This window comes from Agrobacterium sp. NPDC089420, from assembly GCF_044900305.1.
Classification (GTDB): Bacteria; Pseudomonadota; Alphaproteobacteria; order Rhizobiales; family Rhizobiaceae; genus Agrobacterium.
Genome location: NZ_JBJDMY010000015.1, coordinates 153916 through 174486 on the forward strand (window position 1 = coordinate 153916; position 20571 = coordinate 174486).

General features: G+C 62.2%; 13 protein-coding genes and 1 pseudogene. 5 read left to right on the top strand and 9 right to left on the bottom strand.

What is annotated here, in order from left to right; all coding sequences use genetic code 11:
- Positions 1 to 31: 31 nt before the first annotated feature.
- A complete protein-coding gene (locus tag ACI2KA_RS21130) occupies positions 32 to 1396 on the bottom strand; it encodes a sigma-54-dependent transcriptional regulator (protein WP_404504416.1) in 1365 nt (454 codons plus the stop codon).
- A 1-nt stretch (position 1397) separates the two neighbouring features.
- Positions 1398 to 3239 carry an ATP-binding protein gene (locus ACI2KA_RS21135; RefSeq protein ID WP_404504417.1) on the bottom strand — a complete coding sequence of 614 codons (1842 nt, stop codon included), beginning with the start codon at positions 3237 to 3239 and terminating at the stop codon, positions 1398 to 1400.
- Positions 3240 to 3476: 237 nt separating this feature from the next.
- Here ACI2KA_RS21135 and ACI2KA_RS21140 point away from each other — a divergent pair, with 237 nt between their 5' ends.
- Both ACI2KA_RS21140 and ACI2KA_RS21145 read left to right on the top strand, forming a co-directional pair.
- A complete protein-coding gene (locus tag ACI2KA_RS21140; protein ID WP_404504418.1) occupies positions 3477 to 4823 on the top strand; it encodes a dicarboxylate/amino acid:cation symporter in 1347 nt (448 codons plus the stop codon).
- A gap of 183 nt (positions 4824 to 5006) precedes the next feature.
- Complete coding sequence (locus ACI2KA_RS21145; protein ID WP_404504419.1) at positions 5007 to 5444, top strand: EamA family transporter; 438 nt, start codon at positions 5007 to 5009, stop codon at positions 5442 to 5444.
- Positions 5445 to 5670: 226 nt separating this feature from the next.
- Here the strand turns inward: ACI2KA_RS21145 and ACI2KA_RS21150 are convergent, their stop codons facing one another.
- Entirely contained in the window at positions 5671 to 7023 is a 1353-nt protein-coding gene (locus ACI2KA_RS21150; protein WP_404504420.1) for an aspartate aminotransferase family protein, read from the bottom strand.
- A gap of 37 nt (positions 7024 to 7060) precedes the next feature.
- Positions 7061 to 7795, bottom strand: coding sequence for an SDR family NAD(P)-dependent oxidoreductase (locus ACI2KA_RS21155; RefSeq protein ID WP_404504421.1), 735 nt, complete (start codon positions 7793 to 7795; stop codon positions 7061 to 7063).
- 232 nt (positions 7796 to 8027) lie between these two features.
- Between ACI2KA_RS21155 and ACI2KA_RS21160 the strand changes: the two genes are divergently transcribed.
- Entirely contained in the window at positions 8028 to 9674 is a 1647-nt protein-coding gene (locus ACI2KA_RS21160; protein WP_404504422.1) for a GNAT family N-acetyltransferase, read from the top strand.
- A gap of 60 nt (positions 9675 to 9734) precedes the next feature.
- Positions 9735 to 10889 (top strand): amidohydrolase, encoded by a 1155-nt coding sequence (locus ACI2KA_RS21165; RefSeq protein WP_404504423.1) that lies wholly within the window; start codon positions 9735 to 9737, stop codon positions 10887 to 10889.
- Positions 10890 to 10916: 27 nt separating this feature from the next.
- Here the strand turns inward: ACI2KA_RS21165 and ACI2KA_RS21170 are convergent, their stop codons facing one another.
- From ACI2KA_RS21170 to bcsN, 5 genes are all read right to left on the bottom strand, one after another.
- Positions 10917 to 13247, bottom strand: a complete 2331-nt coding sequence (locus ACI2KA_RS21170; protein ID WP_404504424.1) for a cellulose synthase — start codon at positions 13245 to 13247, stop codon at positions 10917 to 10919.
- Positions 13238 to 14293: a glycosyl hydrolase family 8 gene (locus ACI2KA_RS21175; protein WP_404504425.1), complete on the bottom strand. Its 1056-nt coding sequence runs from the start codon at positions 14291 to 14293 to the stop codon at positions 13238 to 13240. The genes ACI2KA_RS21170 and ACI2KA_RS21175 overlap by 10 nt, the downstream gene beginning before the upstream one ends.
- Complete coding sequence (locus ACI2KA_RS21180; RefSeq protein ID WP_404504426.1) at positions 14290 to 16776, bottom strand: cellulose biosynthesis cyclic di-GMP-binding regulatory protein BcsB; 2487 nt, start codon at positions 16774 to 16776, stop codon at positions 14290 to 14292. Before ACI2KA_RS21180 ends, ACI2KA_RS21175 begins: the two co-directional genes overlap by 4 nt.
- Positions 16773 to 18962, bottom strand: coding sequence for a UDP-forming cellulose synthase catalytic subunit (gene bcsA / locus ACI2KA_RS21185; RefSeq protein ID WP_404504427.1), 2190 nt, complete (start codon positions 18960 to 18962; stop codon positions 16773 to 16775). The genes ACI2KA_RS21180 and bcsA overlap by 4 nt, the downstream gene beginning before the upstream one ends.
- A 67-nt stretch (positions 18963 to 19029) precedes the next feature.
- Positions 19030 to 19929, bottom strand: a complete 900-nt coding sequence (gene bcsN, locus ACI2KA_RS21190; protein ID WP_404504428.1) for a cellulose biosynthesis protein BcsN — start codon at positions 19927 to 19929, stop codon at positions 19030 to 19032.
- Positions 19930 to 20362: 433 nt separating this feature from the next.
- On the opposite strand from bcsN, the pseudogene ACI2KA_RS21195 reads away from it, so the two are divergent.
- Positions 20363 to 20571 (top strand): annotated as a pseudogene (locus ACI2KA_RS21195) (mannose-6-phosphate isomerase); the annotation flags it as partial.

Genomic DNA, 20571 nt, shown 5'->3' on the forward strand with positions numbered 1-20571 from the left:
GGTTTCCGCCCCTCGCCATAAGCCGGCCATTTCAAACAGCACCATTCTTCACGTAATCCGCCCGGTTGATGCCGTGGCGTTGCAGCTTGTCGTAAAAGGTCTTGCGGGCAATACCGAGCGTTGCGATGGTTTCCGTGACGTCTCCATTCGATTGTTCCAGCGCCTCGCGGATGATCTGCGCCTCGATCGTATCCATGCGCTCCGGCAACGTGCCGGCGGCGGAAATAGCGGATTGCGAAGCAGCAGGGGTTGCCGGCTCCGTCTCCAAGCCCAGCACCACCCTTTCGGCAAAATGCCCGAGTTCACGCACATTACCCGGCCAGTCGTGATCATAGAGGCGGCGAGACACCGCAGCGCCGATCTGCGGCACCGGCATGTTGAAACGGTTGGCGGCCTTGGTGACGAAATGGGAAAACAGCAACGGAATATCCGCCTTGCGTTCGCGCAGGGGCGGTATCGACAGGGTCACCACATTCAGCCGGTAATAAAGGTCCTCGCGAAAGGTGCCGCGCTCGGCCGGATCGCCGAGATCGACCTTGGCCGCCGCCACCACGCGGATATCGACGGACCGTTCCTCATTTGAACCCAGCGGCGAGACCTCCCGCATTTCCAGAACCCGCAACATCTTCACCTGTACGGCAAGCGGCATGCTCTCGATCTCGTCGAGAAACAGCGTCCCGCCGCTCGAATGTTCGATGCGGCCGACGCGTTTTTTCTGCGCGCCGGTAAAAGCGCCCTGTTCATGGCCGAAAAGCTCGCTCTCGATCACCGTTTCCGGCAGCGCGCCGCAGTTCAGCGCCACGAAATTGCCCCGGGAGCGCTTCTTGCTCCAGCGGTGCAGCGCCGTCGCCACCACTTCCTTGCCGCTGCCGGTCTCGCCCGCCACCAGCACATCCACATCCGTATCGGCGATGTGTCGCAGCGTGGTGCGCAGGCGCTCCATCGCGGGCGTCTGGCCGATCAGCGGCAGATCGTCCTCCGCCTGCCCCGCCGCCCGGCGCAACGCCCGGTTTTCCAGCACAAGGCGACGCTTTTCCAGCGCCCGCCGGGCACTTTCCACCATACGTTCGGCAGGAAAAGGCTTTGCGATGAAATCATAGGCGCCGTTGTGGAGCGCATCGACCGCCATCGGCACGTCGCCATGGCCGGTGATGAGGATAACCGGCAGATCGGCATCGATCTTGCGGACCTGTTCGAAAAACTCGAGCCCGGTCATGCCGGGCATGCGCACATCAGTGATGACGACGCCATCGAAATCCTCATTCAGAGCCGCAAGCGCCTGCTCCGCCCGGGAAAAGGAGGTTACCGGCAATCCGTCGAGCTCCAGCGTCTGCACCATCGCCTTGCGCAGCTGGGAATCGTCGTCCACCAGGAATATGGTTCCAACCGCCGTCATGTCATGCTCGCTTCAGATATACGGAAAAACATGTGCCCGCTTCGCTGCTCGCCACCTCGATACGCCCGCCGTAATCCGAAGCAATATCGTTGGAAATGACGAGACCGAGGCCGAGACCGCTTTCCTTGGATGTGTTAAAGGGCGAAAAAAGCTGGGCGCGGATGGCTTCGGCAATACCGCCGCCATTGTCGCTGACCGAAAGAACCACCATCTCGCCGTCCTCGCGCACACGCACTTCAACAAGTGCGTTGTCAACAGTTTCAATAGCTTCCAGTGCATTTTGCAGAAGATTGATGAGAATCTGCTCAAGTCGGATTCGGCTGCCAAGCACCTTGAGGTCCTGGTCCGGCAAGACGATATCCAGCGCATCCATCTGCCCGGAAAAACGGCTGCGCAACAACATGACCGCACCTTCGATGACAAGCTTGAGACTGACCGGCTCCGCGGCGGTACGGCCCTTGCGGGCCAATATTTTCAGATCGCCGGTAATGGTGCCGATGCGCTCGGTCAAGGCCGCGATGTTTTCGAGGTTTTCGGTCGCCTCGGATATGCGGTCGCGCTTCAGAAGCGTGCGGGCATTGTCGGCAAAGGCGCGGATCGTCGCTACCGGCTGGTTGATCTCATGCGCCACGCCCGCCGCCACCTGCCCGAGAATAGAGAGGCGGTTGGCCTGCACCAGCTCGTGCTGCACATTGCGCAATTCGCCGGCGGTCTTTTCATGCAGGGCGATTTCGGCCTGCAGATGATCACGGGTCCTGGTCAGGTCGCGGGTCCGCTCCTGCACCTTCATCTCCAGCTCGGCGCGGGCGCGCTGTTCCTCTTCCTTTTCCCTGAGCGCCTTCTGCCTGCGCCATAACCAGAGCCCCGAAAGCGCCATCAGCGGCATCAGCGTCACCAGCGCCACCACCCTGCCCTCGCGGATAGCGGCGTTCAGCGCCGGCGCGACGGGCTGCAGGTAATGCAATGTCCATGAAGTGGTCGGCACCGGCATCTCAAGCTTGAGATAATCGCCGCGCTCCCGCCCCGGCTCGTCCACACGGATGAGCGCAACGCCGTCTCCCGAGGACCGGGCAAGCCGGAAAGGCAATGTCGAGAGCGTCTCATTGCCGAATTGCAGGCTTTCGGAAATGATCTTTCGCCGCGCCTCATCAATCGGCGCAACCGTCTTGAAGCGCCATTCCGGTACGCTGGTCATCAGCACGACGCCGTTCCTGTCGACCACATAGACCGGCTTGCCGCCGATATTCCAGTCCGCCTCCAGCCTGTTGAATTCGACCTTGGCGATGACGACGCCAAGCGGCCGCCCATCGGCGGCATCGATACGGCGGGAAATATAAAGGCCCGGCCGGCGGCTGACATTGCCAAGCGCGTAATGTTCGGACATGCCACTCTTCATCGCCGCCTGAAAATATTCGCGGAAGGCATAATTGGAGCCGACGAAGCTGTCGGCCTGCCGCCAGTTGCTGGAGGCAATGGTCAGTCCGGTCGGCCCGGTCACATAGATGACAGAGGACTGCGTGCCTTCGATCAGCCCTTCCAGCTTTCGATTGAGCCGGTCGAGGGCTGGAGCGCCGCCGCCATCAAGCGCAGCGGCAAGATCGGGATCGCCGGAGAGAACCAGCGGAATGGCGCGCGGCCGTTCCAGCGCGACATTCAGCAGCGCGATCTTCAGTTCGGCATCGGTGGCGGCCTCCAAACCAGCCGTCCGTATCGCCTGATGCCGGGCAAATTCATCGGCCACCAGCAAGACCCCGAGGCTGGCGAGCAGCCACAGACCGGCCAGCGCCAGCCATTGAGCCCGCCGCCTCGCATGGGAATGAAGTTCCTGATCCTGATAGGTCATGAGGACAATTGTGCGGATTTACACACAAACCGCAAGAGCGCCTGTCCGAGATTCCACACAAACACCATGACGGCCGCAAGGCAGCAATAAAAAGTATTTTTTAAATCAGTCAGTTACGGCAAATAAGCAAATCTGGCATGCGTATTGCACATGACTCCGCAATCGGCGTGAAGCCGTCAACGTCACGGCGAACCCGGGAGGCCAATAAAGGCAGGGTGAGGCCGAGGAGGAAAATACATGATCGATACGACAGCCGTGGCCGCAGGCCACGCCAAATTGCCATTCTACAAGCACCTGTATTTTCAGGTTCTGGTCGCCATCATCGCCGGTATCGCGCTTGGCCATTTCTATCCGGCCTTCGGCGAAGAACTGAAGCCGCTCGGCGACGGCTTCATCCGCCTCGTCAAGATGATCATCGCACCCGTCATCTTCCTCACCGTCGCAACCGGCATCGCCGGCATGAACGACATGAAGAAGGTCGGGCGCGTGGCCGGCAAGGCCATGATCTACTTCCTGGTGTTCTCCACGCTCGCGCTCATCGTCGGCCTCATCGTCGCCAATACGGTACAGCCGGGCGCCGGCATGAACATCGATCCCGCCACGCTGGATGCCAAGGCCGTCGCGACCTACGCCGACAAGGCCCATGAGCAGACCATCACCGGCTTCCTGATGAACATCATCCCGACCACCATCGTCGGCGCCTTCGCCAGCGGCGATATTCTGCAGGTGCTGTTCTTCTCGGTGCTGTTCGGCGTCGCGCTCGGCATCGTCGGCGAAAAGGGCAAGCCCGTCACCGACTTCATGCATGCCCTGATGTACCCGATCTTCAAGCTGGTCGCGATCCTGATGAAGGCCGCTCCCATCGGCGCTTTCGGCGCCATGGCCTTCACCATCGGCAAATACGGCATTTCGTCCGTCACCAACCTTGCCATGCTGATCGGCACCTTCTACGTCACGTCCTTCCTGTTCGTGTTCGTCGTTCTCGGCGCCGTCTGCCGTTATAACGGCTTCTCCATCGTCGCCCTCATCCGCTACATCAAGGAAGAACTGCTTCTGGTTCTCGGCACCTCGTCTTCGGAAGCCGCCTTGCCGGGCCTGATGAGCAAGATGGAAAAGGCTGGCTGCAAGCGCTCCGTCGTCGGTCTCGTCATCCCCACCGGTTACTCCTTCAACCTTGACGGCACCAACATCTACATGACGCTGGCGGCTCTCTTCATCGCGCAGGCGACCGGCATCCACCTGTCCTTCGGCGAACAGATCCTGCTGCTGCTGGTGGCCATGCTTTCCTCCAAGGGTGCGGCCGGCATCACCGGCGCCGGCTTCATCACGCTTGCGGCAACGCTGTCCGTCGTGCCTTCGGTTCCGGTCGCCGGCATGGCGCTGATCCTCGGCATCGACCGCTTCATGTCGGAATGCCGCGCGCTGACCAACTTCGTCGGCAATGCGGTCGCCACCATCGTCGTTGCCCGCTGGGAAGGCGAACTGGATCAGGACCAGCTGGACCGCGTCTTGAGCGGCAAGGAAGAAATTTCCGGCATCGCGGATGTAGATGCGCTGCCGGGATCGGTTCAGCCCGCGGAATAATACGGCCTCCCAAGGTCCGGCCTGTCCCGGCTCCGTCCGGACAGGCTCTCGCATGAAGGCCGGCGCGTCGTGATCGATACGCCGGCCTTTCCTCGTTCCGATATATCTGCGAAGAACAGTTCTTATCGCCCTGCCGATGCTGTGAGCCGGGCAGGACCGATTGGATGCATGGAGGCAGCCCACATGAAAAACCTGTTTCTCGCCTGGCAATTATGGGCGCTGCTGTCGGCGGCCTTTGCGGCATTGACGGCGATCTTCGCGAAGATCGGCATCGAAAACGTCAATTCCGATTTCGCCACCTTCATCCGCACAATCGTCATCCTCGCCGCCGCCGGCCTGATGGTCTACATCACCGGAAACTGGCAGCAGCCTTCCACCATTTCGGGCAAAACCTGGGCCTTCCTCGTGCTTTCAGGTCTGGCGACGGGTGCATCCTGGATATGTTACTTCCGGGCGCTGAAACTCGGCGACGCCGCCCGCGTCGCACCGATCGACAAGCTGAGCGTCGTCTTCGTCGCCGTCTTTGCGGTGCTGTTTCTGGGGGAAAGGCTGTCACTGCCCAATTGGCTCGGCGTGGTGCTGATCGCCTGCGGCGCCGTGCTCGTGGCCTACAGGGGATAGGGCAGCGCCGTAACGTCGGCACGACGCCCCGTCCATCCCCCGCCACCCCGGCGCCCGAACAGGGGACAACGCGACCAAGTCACTGATCGCGAAGCCCTCTTCTTACCGCGCAGACGCAGGGTGGCCGTATGCCGGCCCATCCTCGCGCTTGCTGCAGGGACCGGCATGGCGCAGAGGAGGCGTTCGGCCCCTCTCGTCAGCTCTGCAACCAAAAGGATGAGAGCCGTCAGCCCCGCGCGGCCAATGCATTGTCAAGGCCGCGTTTCACCCCTGCAAACAGATCATCGATCTGCTCGGCAGTGATGATGAGTGGCGGGCAGAAGCAGATGGCCTCACCGATCGGCCGGGTGATGACACCCTCCGCCTCGATGGCGGCGGCAAGGCCAAGCGTCGTATCGCCGGGTTTCAGGCCATCCCATGGCTTCACTTCCAATGCGCCGATCAAGCCGATGCCGCGCGAGGAATGGATGAGCGGGTGATCGGCAAGCGCTTGCAGATGATCGAGGAACCTGCCTTCCAGCCGGGCGACATTGCCAACCAGATCGCGCTCCTGAATGATCTTCAGGTTTTCAAGGCCCACCGCCGTCGCGACCGGATGGCCGGAAGCGGTGTAACCGTGACCGAAGGAACCGATCCGATCGGATTCGTCGGCAATCGGCTGGTAGAAACTGTCGTTCATGATGATCGCCGAAAGCGGCATATAGGATGAGGATATCTGCTTGGAGACCACCAGCACGTCCGGTGCTATGCCGTAGGTCTCGCAGGCGAACATCTTGCCGGTGCGGCCAAAACCGCAGATCACCTCGTCCACGACCAGCAGAATGTCATATTTCTTCAGGATCGCCTGGACGCCCTCCCAATAACCTTCCGGCGGCAGCAGAACACCGCCGGCGCCCATCACCGGCTCACCCCAGAAGGCGGCAATGGTCTCAGGACCTTCGCGAAGGATCAGATCCTCCAGCTCCTTCAGGATGCGCGCGGTGAAATCCGCCTCGCTTTCCCCCTCCTTTCCGAAATGCACATAGGAGGGGCAGGCGGTATGCAGCATGCGATCCAGCGGCAGGTCGAAACTCTCATGGTTGCGCGGCAGGCCGGTGATCGAGGCGGACGCGATCGTCACGCCATGATAGCCCTTGATGCGGCCGATGATCTTTTTCTTGTCCTTTTTTCCCAGCGCGTTCGAGCGATACCACACCATCTTGGCGACCAGATCATTCGCCTCCGAGCCGGACGAGGTGAAATGCACCTTCGACATCGGCACGGGGGCAAGCTCGATCAGCAGTTCGGCGAGATCGACGGACGGGCCATGCGTCTTGTAGGAAAAGGTGTGATAATAGGGCAGCTTCTGCATCTGCTTCGTCGCCGCCTCCACCAGCCGCTTTTCCCCGAAGCCAAGCGCCACCGACCACAGCCCCGCCATCGCCTCGATGTAGCGCTTGCCGCTGCTGTCGGTCACATAGATGCCCTCGCCGCTTTCGATCACCAGACCGCCGGTCTTTTCGAATTTGCGCAGGTTGACATTCGGGTGCATCTGATAGGCGATATCGCGTGCCTCGACGGAATTCGGCAGGATGGTCATCGATTATGGCTCCGTTCGGTTGGATGGGCTTGAAGCGTCAGACGTGCTGGCCGCCATTGATGTGAATTTCCGCGCCGTTGATGTAGCTCGATCGGTCCGAGCAGAGGAAATAGATCGTCTGCGCCACCTCGGCGGTGGTGCCGAGCCGGCCGAGCGGCACCTGCGCTTCCACCAGTTCGGCGGTTCCGGGAGACAGGATGGCGGTGTTGATTTCACCCGGCGCAATGGCATTGGCGCGCACGCCGCGCGGGCCGAATTCATGCGCCAGTTCCCGCGTCAGCGCCGCAAGCGCTGCCTTCGATGTGGCATAGGCCACGCCGGCGAAGGGATGCACGCGCGAGCCGACGATGGAGGTGACATTGACGATGGAGCCCCTCGCCGCCTCCAGTTCCGGCAAAAGCGCGCGGGCAAGCAGGGCCGTCGAGACGAGGTTGACGTTCAGCACCCGCGTCCAGATATCCGCCGTCGTTTCCATGACGCCGAGACGGCCTCCGCCTTCGCCCTTCGGCGAAATCCCGGCATTATTGACGAGCGCCGCAAGCTTTCCCTCCGGCAGGCGGGAGCGCACCTCGTCCGCCAGATCGCCAATGCGGGACAAATCCTCAAGATCGGCCTGAATATGGCTTTCCCGCGCGGATGGCCAGCGGCATTCCTCGGAGAAAGCTTGCCGCGAGACGGTGAGAATCCTCCAGCCCTTTTCCTGAAACAGCTTGACGGCGGCATGCCCTATTCCGCGGCTCGCGCCGGTCAGAAGCATGTAAGGAACAGCCATGTGAGAACTCCTGTGCCATGCGGGCCGTTGGGCCGGCCACGCATTCCGCCCGCATGTTAGAAGGTTACAATCAACGGACAAGGGCTTTTTTGTCGCGGCGCGACGGTCGGGACCATGCCGCGGGCTAATCCGATTTGATGCTGACCTTTCACCCGAAGGGAATATTTGAAGCCGGCCATTTGCCCATAGAATGAAGCCTCCCGAATGTGTGATCGGTATTGGGAGGGGACGAATGCGCATCGACATCATCGACACGGACGCCGACTTCGCGGCGATCCGGCAAAACTGGGACGCGGTGTTCATGGCCGACCCCCACGCCCGGCATTTCCTCTCCTGGGGCTGGCTCAGGGATTATATGCCGCGCCGCAGGCGCTGGTTCATTCTGGCGCTGAGGGAACGTCCGGAAGGCTCGCCCTATGTGGCGTTTTTCCCGCTTCGCATCGTCACCGAGCCGGACAAGAAAACCGGCCGTTTCCATGACAGTATCGTCATGGCCGGCAATGCGGCGGCGGACTATACCGGCTTCATCACCCTGCCCGAATACGAAAACCACGCCGTTGCCGGTTTCTGTTCCTATATACGCCAGCAGAACTGGACAGAACTGAAGCTCGATTACCTTTCCGGCCCACCGGGACGGCGTGACGCGATGATCCGCGCGCTTCAGGGACCGCTCGTCATGTTCCGCGACAACATGCCGACCAACCCCTACAATATCAACAATTGCATCTGCCCGGTCGTGACCCTGCCGGACACGTTCGACGGCTATCTCGACAGCCATATGAGCAGCCAGACGCGCCAGAAGCTTCGGCGTTTCCTGAGAAAGGTGGAGGGCGGCGAGGAATATCGCATCACTTTCGCGACGAAGGAAACCATCCGGCGGGACATGGACATCCTTTTCGATTTCTGGCGCATCCGCTGGGCGCCGCACAAGGGTAAGGAACGCACGGAACTCCTGATCGGCGCGACGCGGCAGATGCTGATGGACGTCCATATCCGCGGCGACCTGGAAGTGCCGGTGTTGTGGTACGGCGACCAGCCGCTGGGTGCGCTGGCCAACATCATCGACCGGCAGAAGATGTCCGTGCTGTTCTACATCACCGGCCGCGACGAGAACTGGAAGACCCCTTCCCCCGGCCTCGTGCTGCACGGCCATTGCATCCGCAGGGCCATCGAACAGGGTTTCAGGACCTATGATTTCCTACGCGGCAACGAGCCCTATAAATATTTCTTCGGCCCCGAGGAGCACAAGCTCAGCTGCACGCTGTTCCGCAGCCGCTCGGGCGACAATCTCGGCGGCAGGCTCCACCCGCGCAGCATCCGCTTCGTTTACGAACAGGCCCTCAAACTCTACAGGACCGGCAAGAAGGCGGAAGCCAATATCGCTTTCCGGCAGGTGCTGGCCGCAGCACCGGACCATCTCGGCGCGCAATTCGGGCTTGCCAATCTTGCCTTCGACCGGGGCGAGTTCCGCGAGGCCGAGATCGCCTTTCTCGGTCTACTGGCCGCCGGCCAGGAACCTGTCGTGCTTTGGCTGCGCATCGGCGAGGCTCGACTGGCGCAACAGCATTACCACGAGGCCTCCGAAGCCTTCCGCCAGGTGACCAATCGGGCGCCGTTCCACCGTGAAGCGCTCTACAAATGCGCCGTGGCGCTGATTGCCGCCGAAAGAACGGTGGAAGGTGCGGAAATCCTCAACAGGCTGCAGCACTACCATTCGGACGACGCGGCCCATCTGGAATATGCCGAAAAGGCAAGGGTGGCCCTTGCACGGCTGGAGATGGCCAAGGCCAAGGTCCCACTGCCGGCCGATGTCGTCACGCTCTCCGTCAAACCGAAAACGACGGGCAAGCGCTGGCACCCGCCAAAGGTTTTGCATTGAAGGCAATGACCTGTAAGTTGCGGCGGGAAAAACCGGCCGGCCGACTTGCAAGGACTTCTGATGTTTCTGACCAACAAGGACATGCTCGACCTCATCGAGCTTCGCCATGACCTGCATCGCCATCCGGAAATCTCCGGTGAGGAGAAAGAAACGGCACGGCGCATCCGCGCCTTCCTCGGGCCGGCAAGACCCGACCGGCTGCTCGCCGATCTCGGCGGCCACGGCGTCGCCGCAGTCTATGACAGCGGCAAAAGCGGTCCCTCGATCCTGATCCGATCTGAGCTCGATGCGCTGCCGATCCATGAAAAGAGCGTCTCCGAACATCGCTCCCGCACCGATGGCAAGGGCCACCTCTGCGGCCATGACGGCCATTCCACCATTCTGACGGCGCTGGCGCTGGGCCTTTCCCGGCAGCGGCCGGAGACCGGCCGCGTCATCCTCTTATTCCAGCCAGCGGAGGAAACCGGCGCAGGCGCCGCCGCCGTGCTTGCCGATCCGCATTTTGCGGAGATAAAACCCGACTATTCCTTTTCGCTTCACAACCTGCCGGGCCTGCCCTTCGGCCATGTCAGCGTCGTGGAAGGGCCGGTCAATTGTGCGTCGCGGGGCGTCAAAATCCGCCTTTCCGGCAAGACGGCGCATGCGTCCTCACCGGAACACGGCGTTTCTCCGATGCGGGCGATAGCCCAGCTGATGCCGGCCCTGACGGATCTCGGCTCCGGCTTCCCGCCCGACCCCGATTTTTCGATGGTGACGATCACCCATGCCGTGATGGGTGAGGCCGCCTTCGGCATTTCTCCGGCCGATGCGGAAATCTGGGCGACGCTTCGGACACTGACCGACGACCGGATGGAGAAGCTCTGCGCGGCTGCGGAAGCGCTGGCGAAAACCGTGGCGGACGCTTGGCAACTGACGCTCGACATCGCCTATGACGATATTTTCCTGCATTGCGAAAATGCGCCGGAGGCGGTCGGCCATATCCGGCGCGCGCTCGACGAGGAGAAAATTTCCCACGATTCAGAGGCTTTGCCCATGCGGGCCTCCGAGGATTTCGGCCGTTTTCGCACCGTCTCGGCATCGGCCATGTTCTTTCTCGGCGCCGGCAGGGACTATCCCAACCTGCACAACCCCGATTACGACTTTCCGGACGCGCTGATCGGCATCGGCGCGCGCATCTTCATGCGCATCATCCGCAACCTGACGGACGCGCAATAGCGGCGGGCGGCCTTTCGCCAGCCGCCATCAACCGCCCTGCGGACCGTTGCTGGGCCGCGCCGCACGCACGGCCGCCAGTCCCTTGATACCATCCTGATTTCCGATGGCTGTCAGGCTTTCGAAAATCTGGGCGGCCTCGCCGTAACGGCGCATTGCCAGGTAGGAATAACCACGCAGCACCATCAGGTCGGTGCGCTCATCGGCCAGCCGCGCCCGCTGGTCGAGCAGGAGAAGCGTTTCCGCATAACGTTTCGACTGGAAGGCGGAAACCGCCCTGTCGGCCAGGATCGAGACCTGCAATTCGGTCGCGCGCGGACGATCCATGCGCGATTTCGTCGCCGAAACGGCGGCATGGTCCGTCAGCCCCATGCGCAGATAGGCAAGGCTCTGGCCATAGGCCGCATCGCTTTTGACGGTCGACTGGCCGCCGGCAATGGCGGATTCGAAGGCCTTCAGCGCCTCCGCCGGCCGGTTGGTCTCCATCAGGCACCAGCCAAGATCGAGCGCCTGCTGCGGCGGCAGGCGCTGCGGATCGGGATAGGCCGCACAGGAGCGCGGACGCGACGCGGCGGTGGTTTCCCTTTGCGCCTGCGCCGGGCGGCGGGCCTGCTTGCGCGAAGGTTCCGGCGCGGGCTGCTGGACAACAGGCTGATTGTACACCACCGCCGTTTCGCCCTGCGGCGCAAGCGCCGTCGCCTGAGCGGCCGCAGGAGGTACGGTTACGGGAGAGACCGTCTGCCCGGACTGATCCACCATCCGCGCTGTTCCCACGTCGGCGATGCGCTGCGAGCGGCTGGCCCATTGCTGCTGGACGCCCCGCAGGCCGGCCAGATTGCGCAGGTCATGATAGCTCAGCGCCATGCCATAGGCCGAAGGCTCATCATCGGGCTTCCAGCCAAGCGCCGTGCTGAACCATTGCAGGGCCAGCTGGCTCTGCCGGAACGCAAGCGAATACCAGCCGAATTGCTGCGCGGTCGCCGCATCCTTGCGCGCCACCGTCTCGGCGGCAATGCGCTGCAGCACGTCCGGCGGCAGCGCAACGGGCGGCTCGAGAGCCAGGAGATTGGCCGTCGCCGCAAGATAGGTCGCCAGCGCATCATCCGACGCCGTCCGCCACTTATACATGACGTCTTCGGCCTCACGCGGCTCGTTGCGGTCGATCAGCGCCAGCGCCAGCCCCTGCGAGGCTGAAGCGCTATCTTCTTCCTCCCGCGCCTTGCGGAACCATTTTTCCGCCTCCGTCATCTTCTTCTGACGGATATTGTACCAGCCCAGCAACAGCGCATCGCTTGCAAGCTTGTCGGTCTCGGCAAGCCTTTCAAGCCGCATCAGATAGGCGGAGGCAACGGAAACGCCTTCTTTTTCGCCCGCCTTCGCCACGAACTGCCGGGCAAGATCGTTCTTCACCGGTTCGAATTCCAGCTGACCGTCGGCACCGGGTTTTTCCTTGGCCAGCAGTTCGTCCATCATATCCGCCGGCAGCAGCGCCGATGCCTTCTGCACGGTGGCGAGCCTGTCGCTCGCCACCGTGCAATTGCCGAGAATGTACAGATAGACGTCGCGCGCGCGCCCCATCCGGTCGGTATTGGCAAACGCGTCGGCCACCCGCCACAGGACGTCGGCCTCGCCACAGGTCAGCAGGCCGGAATTGCCGGCGGCCGTATCCACCACCGTCTCATATTGCTTGAGATCGGACGCATTGACGAGCCGCTGGCGGGCTTCGGCAAGTGAAAGCATGCCGGTCAGATTATCGGGCGGCTGCCAGCCGGGCTCCGCCTGCTGCCGGTCGGCGATCGCCTTTCTCACCTCGGCATAGCGGCCATCGGTATAAAGCTGCCACATCGCATCGAGTTTGGGATCGCCATTTTCGGGAATGGCGAGAGGATCGGCGGGCGGCGTCCAATTGGGGTATAATGTGCGCAGCCGGGCTATCTCGGCCTGCAGGCGCTGGGTATCGCCCCTTGCCGCGAAATAGCGCAGTGCACTGAGATCGACGTCGGGCATATCGGACGATGCCGGCGCTGGCGCGCGGGACGCCGGTGCCTGCGCCGTCACCGTTTGCGGCTGAGCGGCCTGTCCGCCGCTCTGCATTGCCGGCCGTGCGTCGTTCGCCGGCACCGTTACCGGCGGCGTCGCGGGCTGCGTCACCTGCGCCATCTCGCGGTTTTTGACAAAGGCGTTGATCTGCGCCGGATTGGCCGCCGCCGGAGAAATCCGCTGCGCCGCGCGGTTGTCCCCCACCGCCGATGTATGCACGTCAGACACCCGCCCGAGAATGCTGTCTCGCCAGTGGAAGGCGGCGAGCGCAATCAGCAGCAGGATGAGAGCCGAGGTCGACAGAGGCTTGTTCATCGGCATTCCCCGTTATTCCTTGCCAGAAACGACAATGCCAGAAGATGCAATGTGGAAGGATAATAAAGTGTTGGCTGGAAGCTTTTAAGTTCGGCTGGAACGGTGGCGCGGCCGGCGACACAGGCTGCCAGCGCCGGAATGATGCGATAGCCGGGGTCCGACAGCACATCCTTGACCGCACCGCTCTTCAGATCGAAGGTGCCCGCCGCACCGCTTTCCAGCGCCATGCCGTCTTTCAGCCGCGCAAGCAGGTCCGGCGATCCCATTTTTGCGCGCGCAAGATAAAGCGGTATACGCACCGCATTGTAGCCGAATTCCGGCGGAAAACCCGCTGCCGGCTGCGGCCTGGTCTTCACGGATATCCAGTCGGCCGGCAATTTCCTGTCACTGAAGGCGAATGCGCCGATCTGCGCCAAACCGTCATCGGCCAGCGACTTCCAGAGCGGTGATGGCGTGACCAGATTAAGCACCGGGAAGGCCTCGAAAATCAGATAGGAAGGATTGACCACCGGACCATCCTCGCGGTCATCCTCGCCGAAACCGCTGGCGGCCGGCAAAAGCAGCGTTCGCCCGCCGCGCTGCACCACGGTCTTCCTGAGGATGGCGGATGCGATGGCTGCGGATGCCTCGGCATAATCCTGCCGGTTCCACTGGCCGGCGGCCAGCGCCAGCGCATAGGCGATCAGTATATCGCCATCGGTGGCATTATTGATGTCGGTGACATGCGGCCGGGTGCGCGGATCCCATTTCCACGCGGAGAGCCCATCGTCGCGAACCAGCAGCTCGGTGCGCGTAAAACTCCAGATCAACTCGAAATCGGCGATATTGTCGGAAAGCACGGCAAGCCACATGCCATAGCCCTGCCCTTCGCTATGGCTGATATTGCCGTTGCCGGTATCGATGATGCGTCCGCCGGGATCCAGAAAGGCGCTTTTATAGGCGGACCATGCCTCCGGCGATACCGACGCAGCGCGGCCGGCGGAGAGGCTCACAAGCAGAGCCATCACCGACAGGCAGACAATGCCGGCAAGTCTCGAAATACCGCCCGTCATCGGTGCCGCCCCATCAGGCGCAGCATCACGAAGGTGGCGAAGCCCAGAAGCGACACGAACCCTATGAACGCCAGCGAATACGACAGCACATTGGAGGATAGCCAGTTGGCGGCAATCAGTCTCCAGTTCGAGAAGGAAAACGGCCCCGTGACGTAAAAATAGGGCCGTTCCACCTCGACTGTCTCGACCTTTTCCGCAGCCGTATCGTAAGCGGCAACCCGTCCGGTCACATCACCCCAACGGTTTTCGCGCGTGATTGCCGACATGCCGTCGAGAAGCTCCGCCGATGTCGGCGCGGCGGCAAGCGTCCAGACGCCGTCACCGGAGGGGCTGAGCCCCTGCGCCAGCATGAAGGAGACATTGGCGGATGGCGCGTAGGGCTGCTCGGCCGCCGGCAGGAAACGAAGCGTCTCCGAACTCAGGTCGAAATTGCGCTTCATCCAGTCCTCGAAGGACGAGACCTGCCCCTCCCAGACGCCGCCATCCACCCGCTGCCGCCAGTCGTTAAAGAGGGTTTCGCTGTTCTGCGCCGGCGGCTGGACGCCGGTTCCGACTTTCCAGGATACCTGGCTGGAAGGAACGAGATTGAACTGACTGATCAGCGCCTGCGGAAATTGCGAGATCGTTCCGACGAAGAGCGCGTCGCGATCGCCGATCACCAGCGGTGAGGCAACGGTCTCGACATTGATCGGGTGTCCGGCAACACTCGCCAGCCGGCTGATGAGCGTTGCAGCCGCCGACATGGTGTCGGTATCGAACCGGTCGAGCGAGAGCGCCACCGGGCTTTCCGCAGCCCTGTAGGGCTGGCCGGCGCCGGCCATCGCCGCAAGATCCGGTTTGCGGCCGATCCGGGCATAATCCGGAATATGGATTTCGGTGGTGTCGAACAGGGCAAAACGCGGCGTCGTGCCGGCCGGCGCACCGGGCGCGCAGGCCTGATCCTGCGCCGTCATCAACACCGCTTCGATCGTTATCTTGTTCGGCCCCGGTTTCAGGTGCCGCATCGTGACGTTGATGGGCAGATGCCGGAAAATGCCGCCGCCATTGTTGGAGATCGGCACCGTCGACGCGATCTGGTCATTGACGTAGATATCGATATGGCTGCCCGGCAAGACCTGCGAGGAATAGGCCGCATCGAGCAGCAGCGAGGCCTCGCCATAGGCCGAGGCATAAAAATCGGCGGGCATGCCGATATAAAATTCGTTGCGGAAGCGACGTCCGCCGAACTCGCTGCTTTCGAGCCCCAGTTCGGAAAGCGCGATACGGCGATCCGACAGGATGAGCGGAACGTCCGGCGAATGCCAGCTGCGCGTCGAAAAAGTCGTTCTCTGGGCGCCCGGCGCCCGCGAGATCGACGAAAACAGCGTCTCTATCGCCGCCTGCACCGCCTGCGGGGTGGGGCCGCTGACAAAAAGAGGCGAGAGGCCGCCCGGCGCGGCAGTGGCAAAACCGGCGAAGGCGCCGGCCGATGCCTCGGGCGGCAGCGACCCCGCCATGCCGGCCAGTTCCCGGGCGGTGCCCACAAGCACCGTCAGCGTTCCCGCCCGGCGTTCTGCGGAAGGGGCCGTCACGAATCGGATCGTCTGATTGGGCATCTGGGTTCTGAGCGCCAGCGCCTGCGACAGGCGCAGCAGTGAATCCGCAAATGCCGGATTGCCAAGCCCCGGCGCGACAATCTCGATCAGGGTCGTGGCCTTGCCGTCCGGTCCGGTCGCCTGGATGTCGTCTATATTGGCAAAGGCACCGGCGACATCGGCATTGAAGCTGATATAGGTGTTGGCCGGGTTGACGTCGGTCCACAGATCGTAGGTGGACTGGATCGTGCAATCGGTCCTGTGTCGCTGCAGCACGCCAAGCGTGACGACATTCGCCCCGACCTGCAAAACGCCGGGCGGGATTTTCAAGGAAACATTTCCCTCGCTGTCGGGCGCTTCGATCCGCGCCGCATCCAGCGGCACGTTGTTCAGGCTGACCTGAAAATTCGAGCTTTCGGGCGCAACCACGATGGCGTTCTGATAGCCGATATTGAGCGCAACGGCGGCATTCACCTGCTCTGGCGTCAGATAGATCCCCCATTGGCGCCGGTCCATCTCACCGGAAAGGCTGAGCTTCTCATAGGGCAGGATATAACGGCGACGGCTATCGGCAGCCGGAGAGGACGATTGCGCGGGCGCGGGTCCGGCCCCCTCCTGACGCGCAGGAACGGTGACGGGCGGCGCAGGCGGCACGACCGGGCGCTGCGGCGGTTGCGGCACCGGTGCCGGCTGAATCGCAAAGGGCGGCTGAGCGGGTGGCTGGGCCGCCGCCGGCGGTGGCTGGCGGGACGCGGCGGGAGGAAGGACGGGCGGCGACACTGGCGCGGACGGCGCCTGGGCGGGCCTTTCCGGCGACATGTCGAAAGGCGAGGATTGCGCCATCGCAGCGGCGGCGACACCCCATATCAATGCTGCCAAAGAAGCCCTGATGATGTTACAGCCGGTCATTTTACAGCTCCGGCAGGTTTGGCGCTTCGGGCCGCGGGCCGCAACGCGCGGGCCAGATAAAAAAGGCCGCGCTGCGTCTGGAACAGCGATATGGCCAGAAAGATCGCCGTGCCGCGGATCAGGCCGGGGTTCTTGCGGCGCACGCGCTGGAATTCGCTCCATTGTTCGGAATTGGCGAAGATCAGGTCGGCGATCAGACGGTGGTCGACGGCGCGTTGCGGCGAGAAGGTGCAGCCGATCGACATGAAACCTTCGCCACGCACCGTCCGGACCACGTTGATGGGCATGGTCTCCGGCACGCCTTCGCTATGTGGCTTCACCTTCACGATGGCCGTCGTGTTCTTTTCAACGGTCGTGGCGCTGTCGAAAAGATTGATCAGCAGGCCGTGTACCGACACGTTGTCGATGGAGGCGGGCACCCAGGTATCACTGCCCTCGAGCTTCACCTCGCAGCGCCGCTTGACCGTGATGCGCCGCGATGCCGACTTGTCGCCACGCTCGGAGACGACACCGAGCGCACAGCCTGCAAAGATGAGGTTGAGCAGGTTCCAGCCGCCGACGACGAGTGTAACGTCGGCCTTGTAGGGCTCGCTGTAGATGCGCCAGGCGGCAAAGGCCATCGCCACCACCAGCAGCGCGAAGATGACGAAGAAGGGACGGCTGATTTCCGAAAGCCGCGCCTCGGCGATGGATTCGTCCTTCGCCGTCACCTTGAAGGTCGGCTTGCCCGGATTGAAGATCACCGACACGACGGCTGGCAGAAGGTGCACCGTCTGCACATATTCGTAAAGTTCCGAAATCCACGGCCAGCGGAAGCTGCCATAGAGATAATTCTGCATCATCAGGTTCACGAGCATATAGGCGGCCGTATAGGCCAGGAACTCGCCGCCCGAGGCCACGAAAATCTGAAGATCGAAGAACAGGTAAAAAAGCGGCGCGAACAGGAAGATCGTGCGCGGAAACGGAAAAAGCCAGAACAGCGTCGATGACATGTAGCATAGACGCTGCGTGAAGGAGAGACCACGCTTGAACAGGGGCTGGCGAAAGATCAGGATCTGCATCATGCCCTGCGCCCAGCGGCTGCGCTGGCCGATGAAGCTTGCGAACGTGGCCGGCTGCAGCCCGGCGATCAGCGGCTTGTCGACATAGATGCTGTTCCAGCCGCGCGAATGCAGCGCCAGCGCCGTCTCGCAATCTTCCGTGATGCTGACACCGCTGAAGCCTTCCGTATCCTGCAGCGCCTCGCGGCGCAGCACGGCGGCAGAACCGCAGAAGAAGGCGCCGTTCCACTTGTCGAGACCACGCTGGATGATGCCATAAAACATCTCGTTTTCACTCGGCATCGTCTCGAAGGTGCGCAGATTGCGCTCGATCGGATCGGGATTGACGAAGAAATGCGGCGTCTGCACCAGGAAGAGGCGGGGATCCTCCTCGAAATAACCCACCGTCTCCAGAAGGAAATCGCGGGAGGGCGCGTGGTCGGCGTCGAACACCGTCACCAGTTCACCCGTCGAATGGGCGAGACCATTGTTGAGATTTCCCGCCTTGGCGTGGACGTTTCGCTCACGCGTCAGATAACGGACCTCAAGGTCCTCGCACAGCTGCTTCAGTTCCTCGTGGCGACGCTGCGCGGCCTGCGCCTCGACAATATTGCTGGCATTGCGCTTCTGCACCGAACCACCGTCATCCAGAAGCCAGACCGTGAACCGGTCGGCGGGATAATCCATGTTCTTGGCCGCCGCAAGCGTATTGGCCAGAAGCTCCGCATCTTCGTTATAGCTCGGCACGAAGACATCGACGGTCGGCCGGTAATCCGGCGATCCGGGCCTTGTCTTGCGCGACGGCAGCGGCATCGACACGATGACAAGGCTGAGGCCGAGCATCAGCACGCTGTACATTTCCGCGAGATAAAGCAGAAAGCCCGGAATGAAATTTTCAAGCTGGTTGACAGGCGGCAGGGTGCTGGTGGTGCGCCAGTAGACGTAACGCAGAACGATGGCCGTGCCGAAACCCAGCGCCACCAGACGCCAGGCCCCCTGCCCGTTGAACCCTTTGATCGTCGCAAGAAGAATGAGCGAGATCGCGGTCGCCACCAGATGCGTCTGCAGGCTGACCGGCATCGTGATGATGGCCAGAACGCAAAGCGACACAAGCAACCAGACAATGACTGTGATGGCCTTGTTCATCCAGAAACTTTCCGTTCTCTTCCCCGTCCGGCGTTTCGGCCCGGAACTGCCGCTCTAGTTTCCCTGATCATCTGCATCCCGGAGCCGCCCCCGCACCGGTGAGACAGGCTGGCGAAGGAATGGACACCTGCGGAACCTGCGACGATGGGAGCCCGCTCTGCGCCGGTCCGCTCTCGGCGCGCCGGCCGGCCGCCGCCGGTCTTGCGGACTGGGCGGGCGCGCCAGCCAATGCGGGCGACGGAATAGTGACGGATGCAACGGGCGGCAGCGGCTGAGGTTCCGGCTGCGCGGGCGCAACGGCGGCAACGCGGCGGGCAGGACGGACCGGCACGCTGGCCGTCACTTCGCCGCCGGGCCGCATCGGCACGTCGTCCGCCCTGATGGGATAAACCGGCTGTCCCGGCCGCCCGAGATTTTTATCCACCGCCTGCGGCGTGCCGTATGGGTTCCAGCTCTGGGACGCATAGGTGCCGGTGATGGTGTAATTATACATGACCGCCAGAAGCCGCTCGACGCTCGCACCGGACTGGCAGAGACGCAGCCGCACCTTGATGCGCCCGAGATTGCGGAAATCCTGCCGCATGCTTTCCGGCGAGCGTATATCCTGCCAGCCATACAGGCATGTATCGCCGCCCCGGCCGCTGCCGGCGGCATAAGAAAAGGCGCCATAGCTGTTTTGCAGGTAATTCGCCGACATGGCGATGGCTTCACCCGGAAATTCCGCATGGATTTCCCGCGCGACGGAGGACGCCCTGAAGCCGGAGAACGCCAGGGCGTCACGATCCGTATCACCGGCCTGCTGCGGGCCGAAAAACTCCGCCTTGATGTAGTTCTGTCCGGGTGTGGCAGCCTCGGACCGCAATATCACCTGCTGCGTAACGGCATTGGAATAGGTGCGATTGACCACGGTGACGATCTCCGGGCCGCCGGGGGGCGGGAAAATCAGCGCCTCGGACGGCGATAACATCTGCGCGCCCCCGAAGGAGCGAACACCCGCGGGAGTATTGCAGCCCGAAAGAACCGCAATGGAAAACAGCAATGAAGTATAGGCAGAAAATTTCACTGCCCTGCGCCCCTTTATTTCCCCAACGCCGCCCAGGTTAAAAGGAGACCGAATCACGAATGACCAGACCATTGTTACGAAATACGTGAGGATTACGAATAAGCAATCTCAAATTTCCGTTGTAATTTCTGATACTTTATGGCTATCGAATCATCCGCGCCTCGGCGCAGGCACAGCATCGTGCCGGAACCAATCGCGGCGCCACGGGTTCGTTCACCGTAGGATCGATAATTTTTACGGTTGCAGCGCAATATGTCCCATGGTCTATTTGCCCCCATAATTACGTATTTTTATTGGTCTATTTTTTAATTCAGCTGTAAAAACAGAGAGTTGAGGCATGACAGTGCAATTTCCGAGCATCGGGCAAACGCTTGCCGAGGAGATCGGGACCCTACGGCGATGGCTTGATGAGGACGCCCTGCCTTTGTGGTGGGAGGCGGGTTCGGCCCGCCCGGATGGCGGTTTTTACGAACGTCTCGGCCAGGACGCCAAACCGGTTTTTTCCGATGACCGCCGTGCCCGCGTGCAGCCGCGCCAGGCCTATTG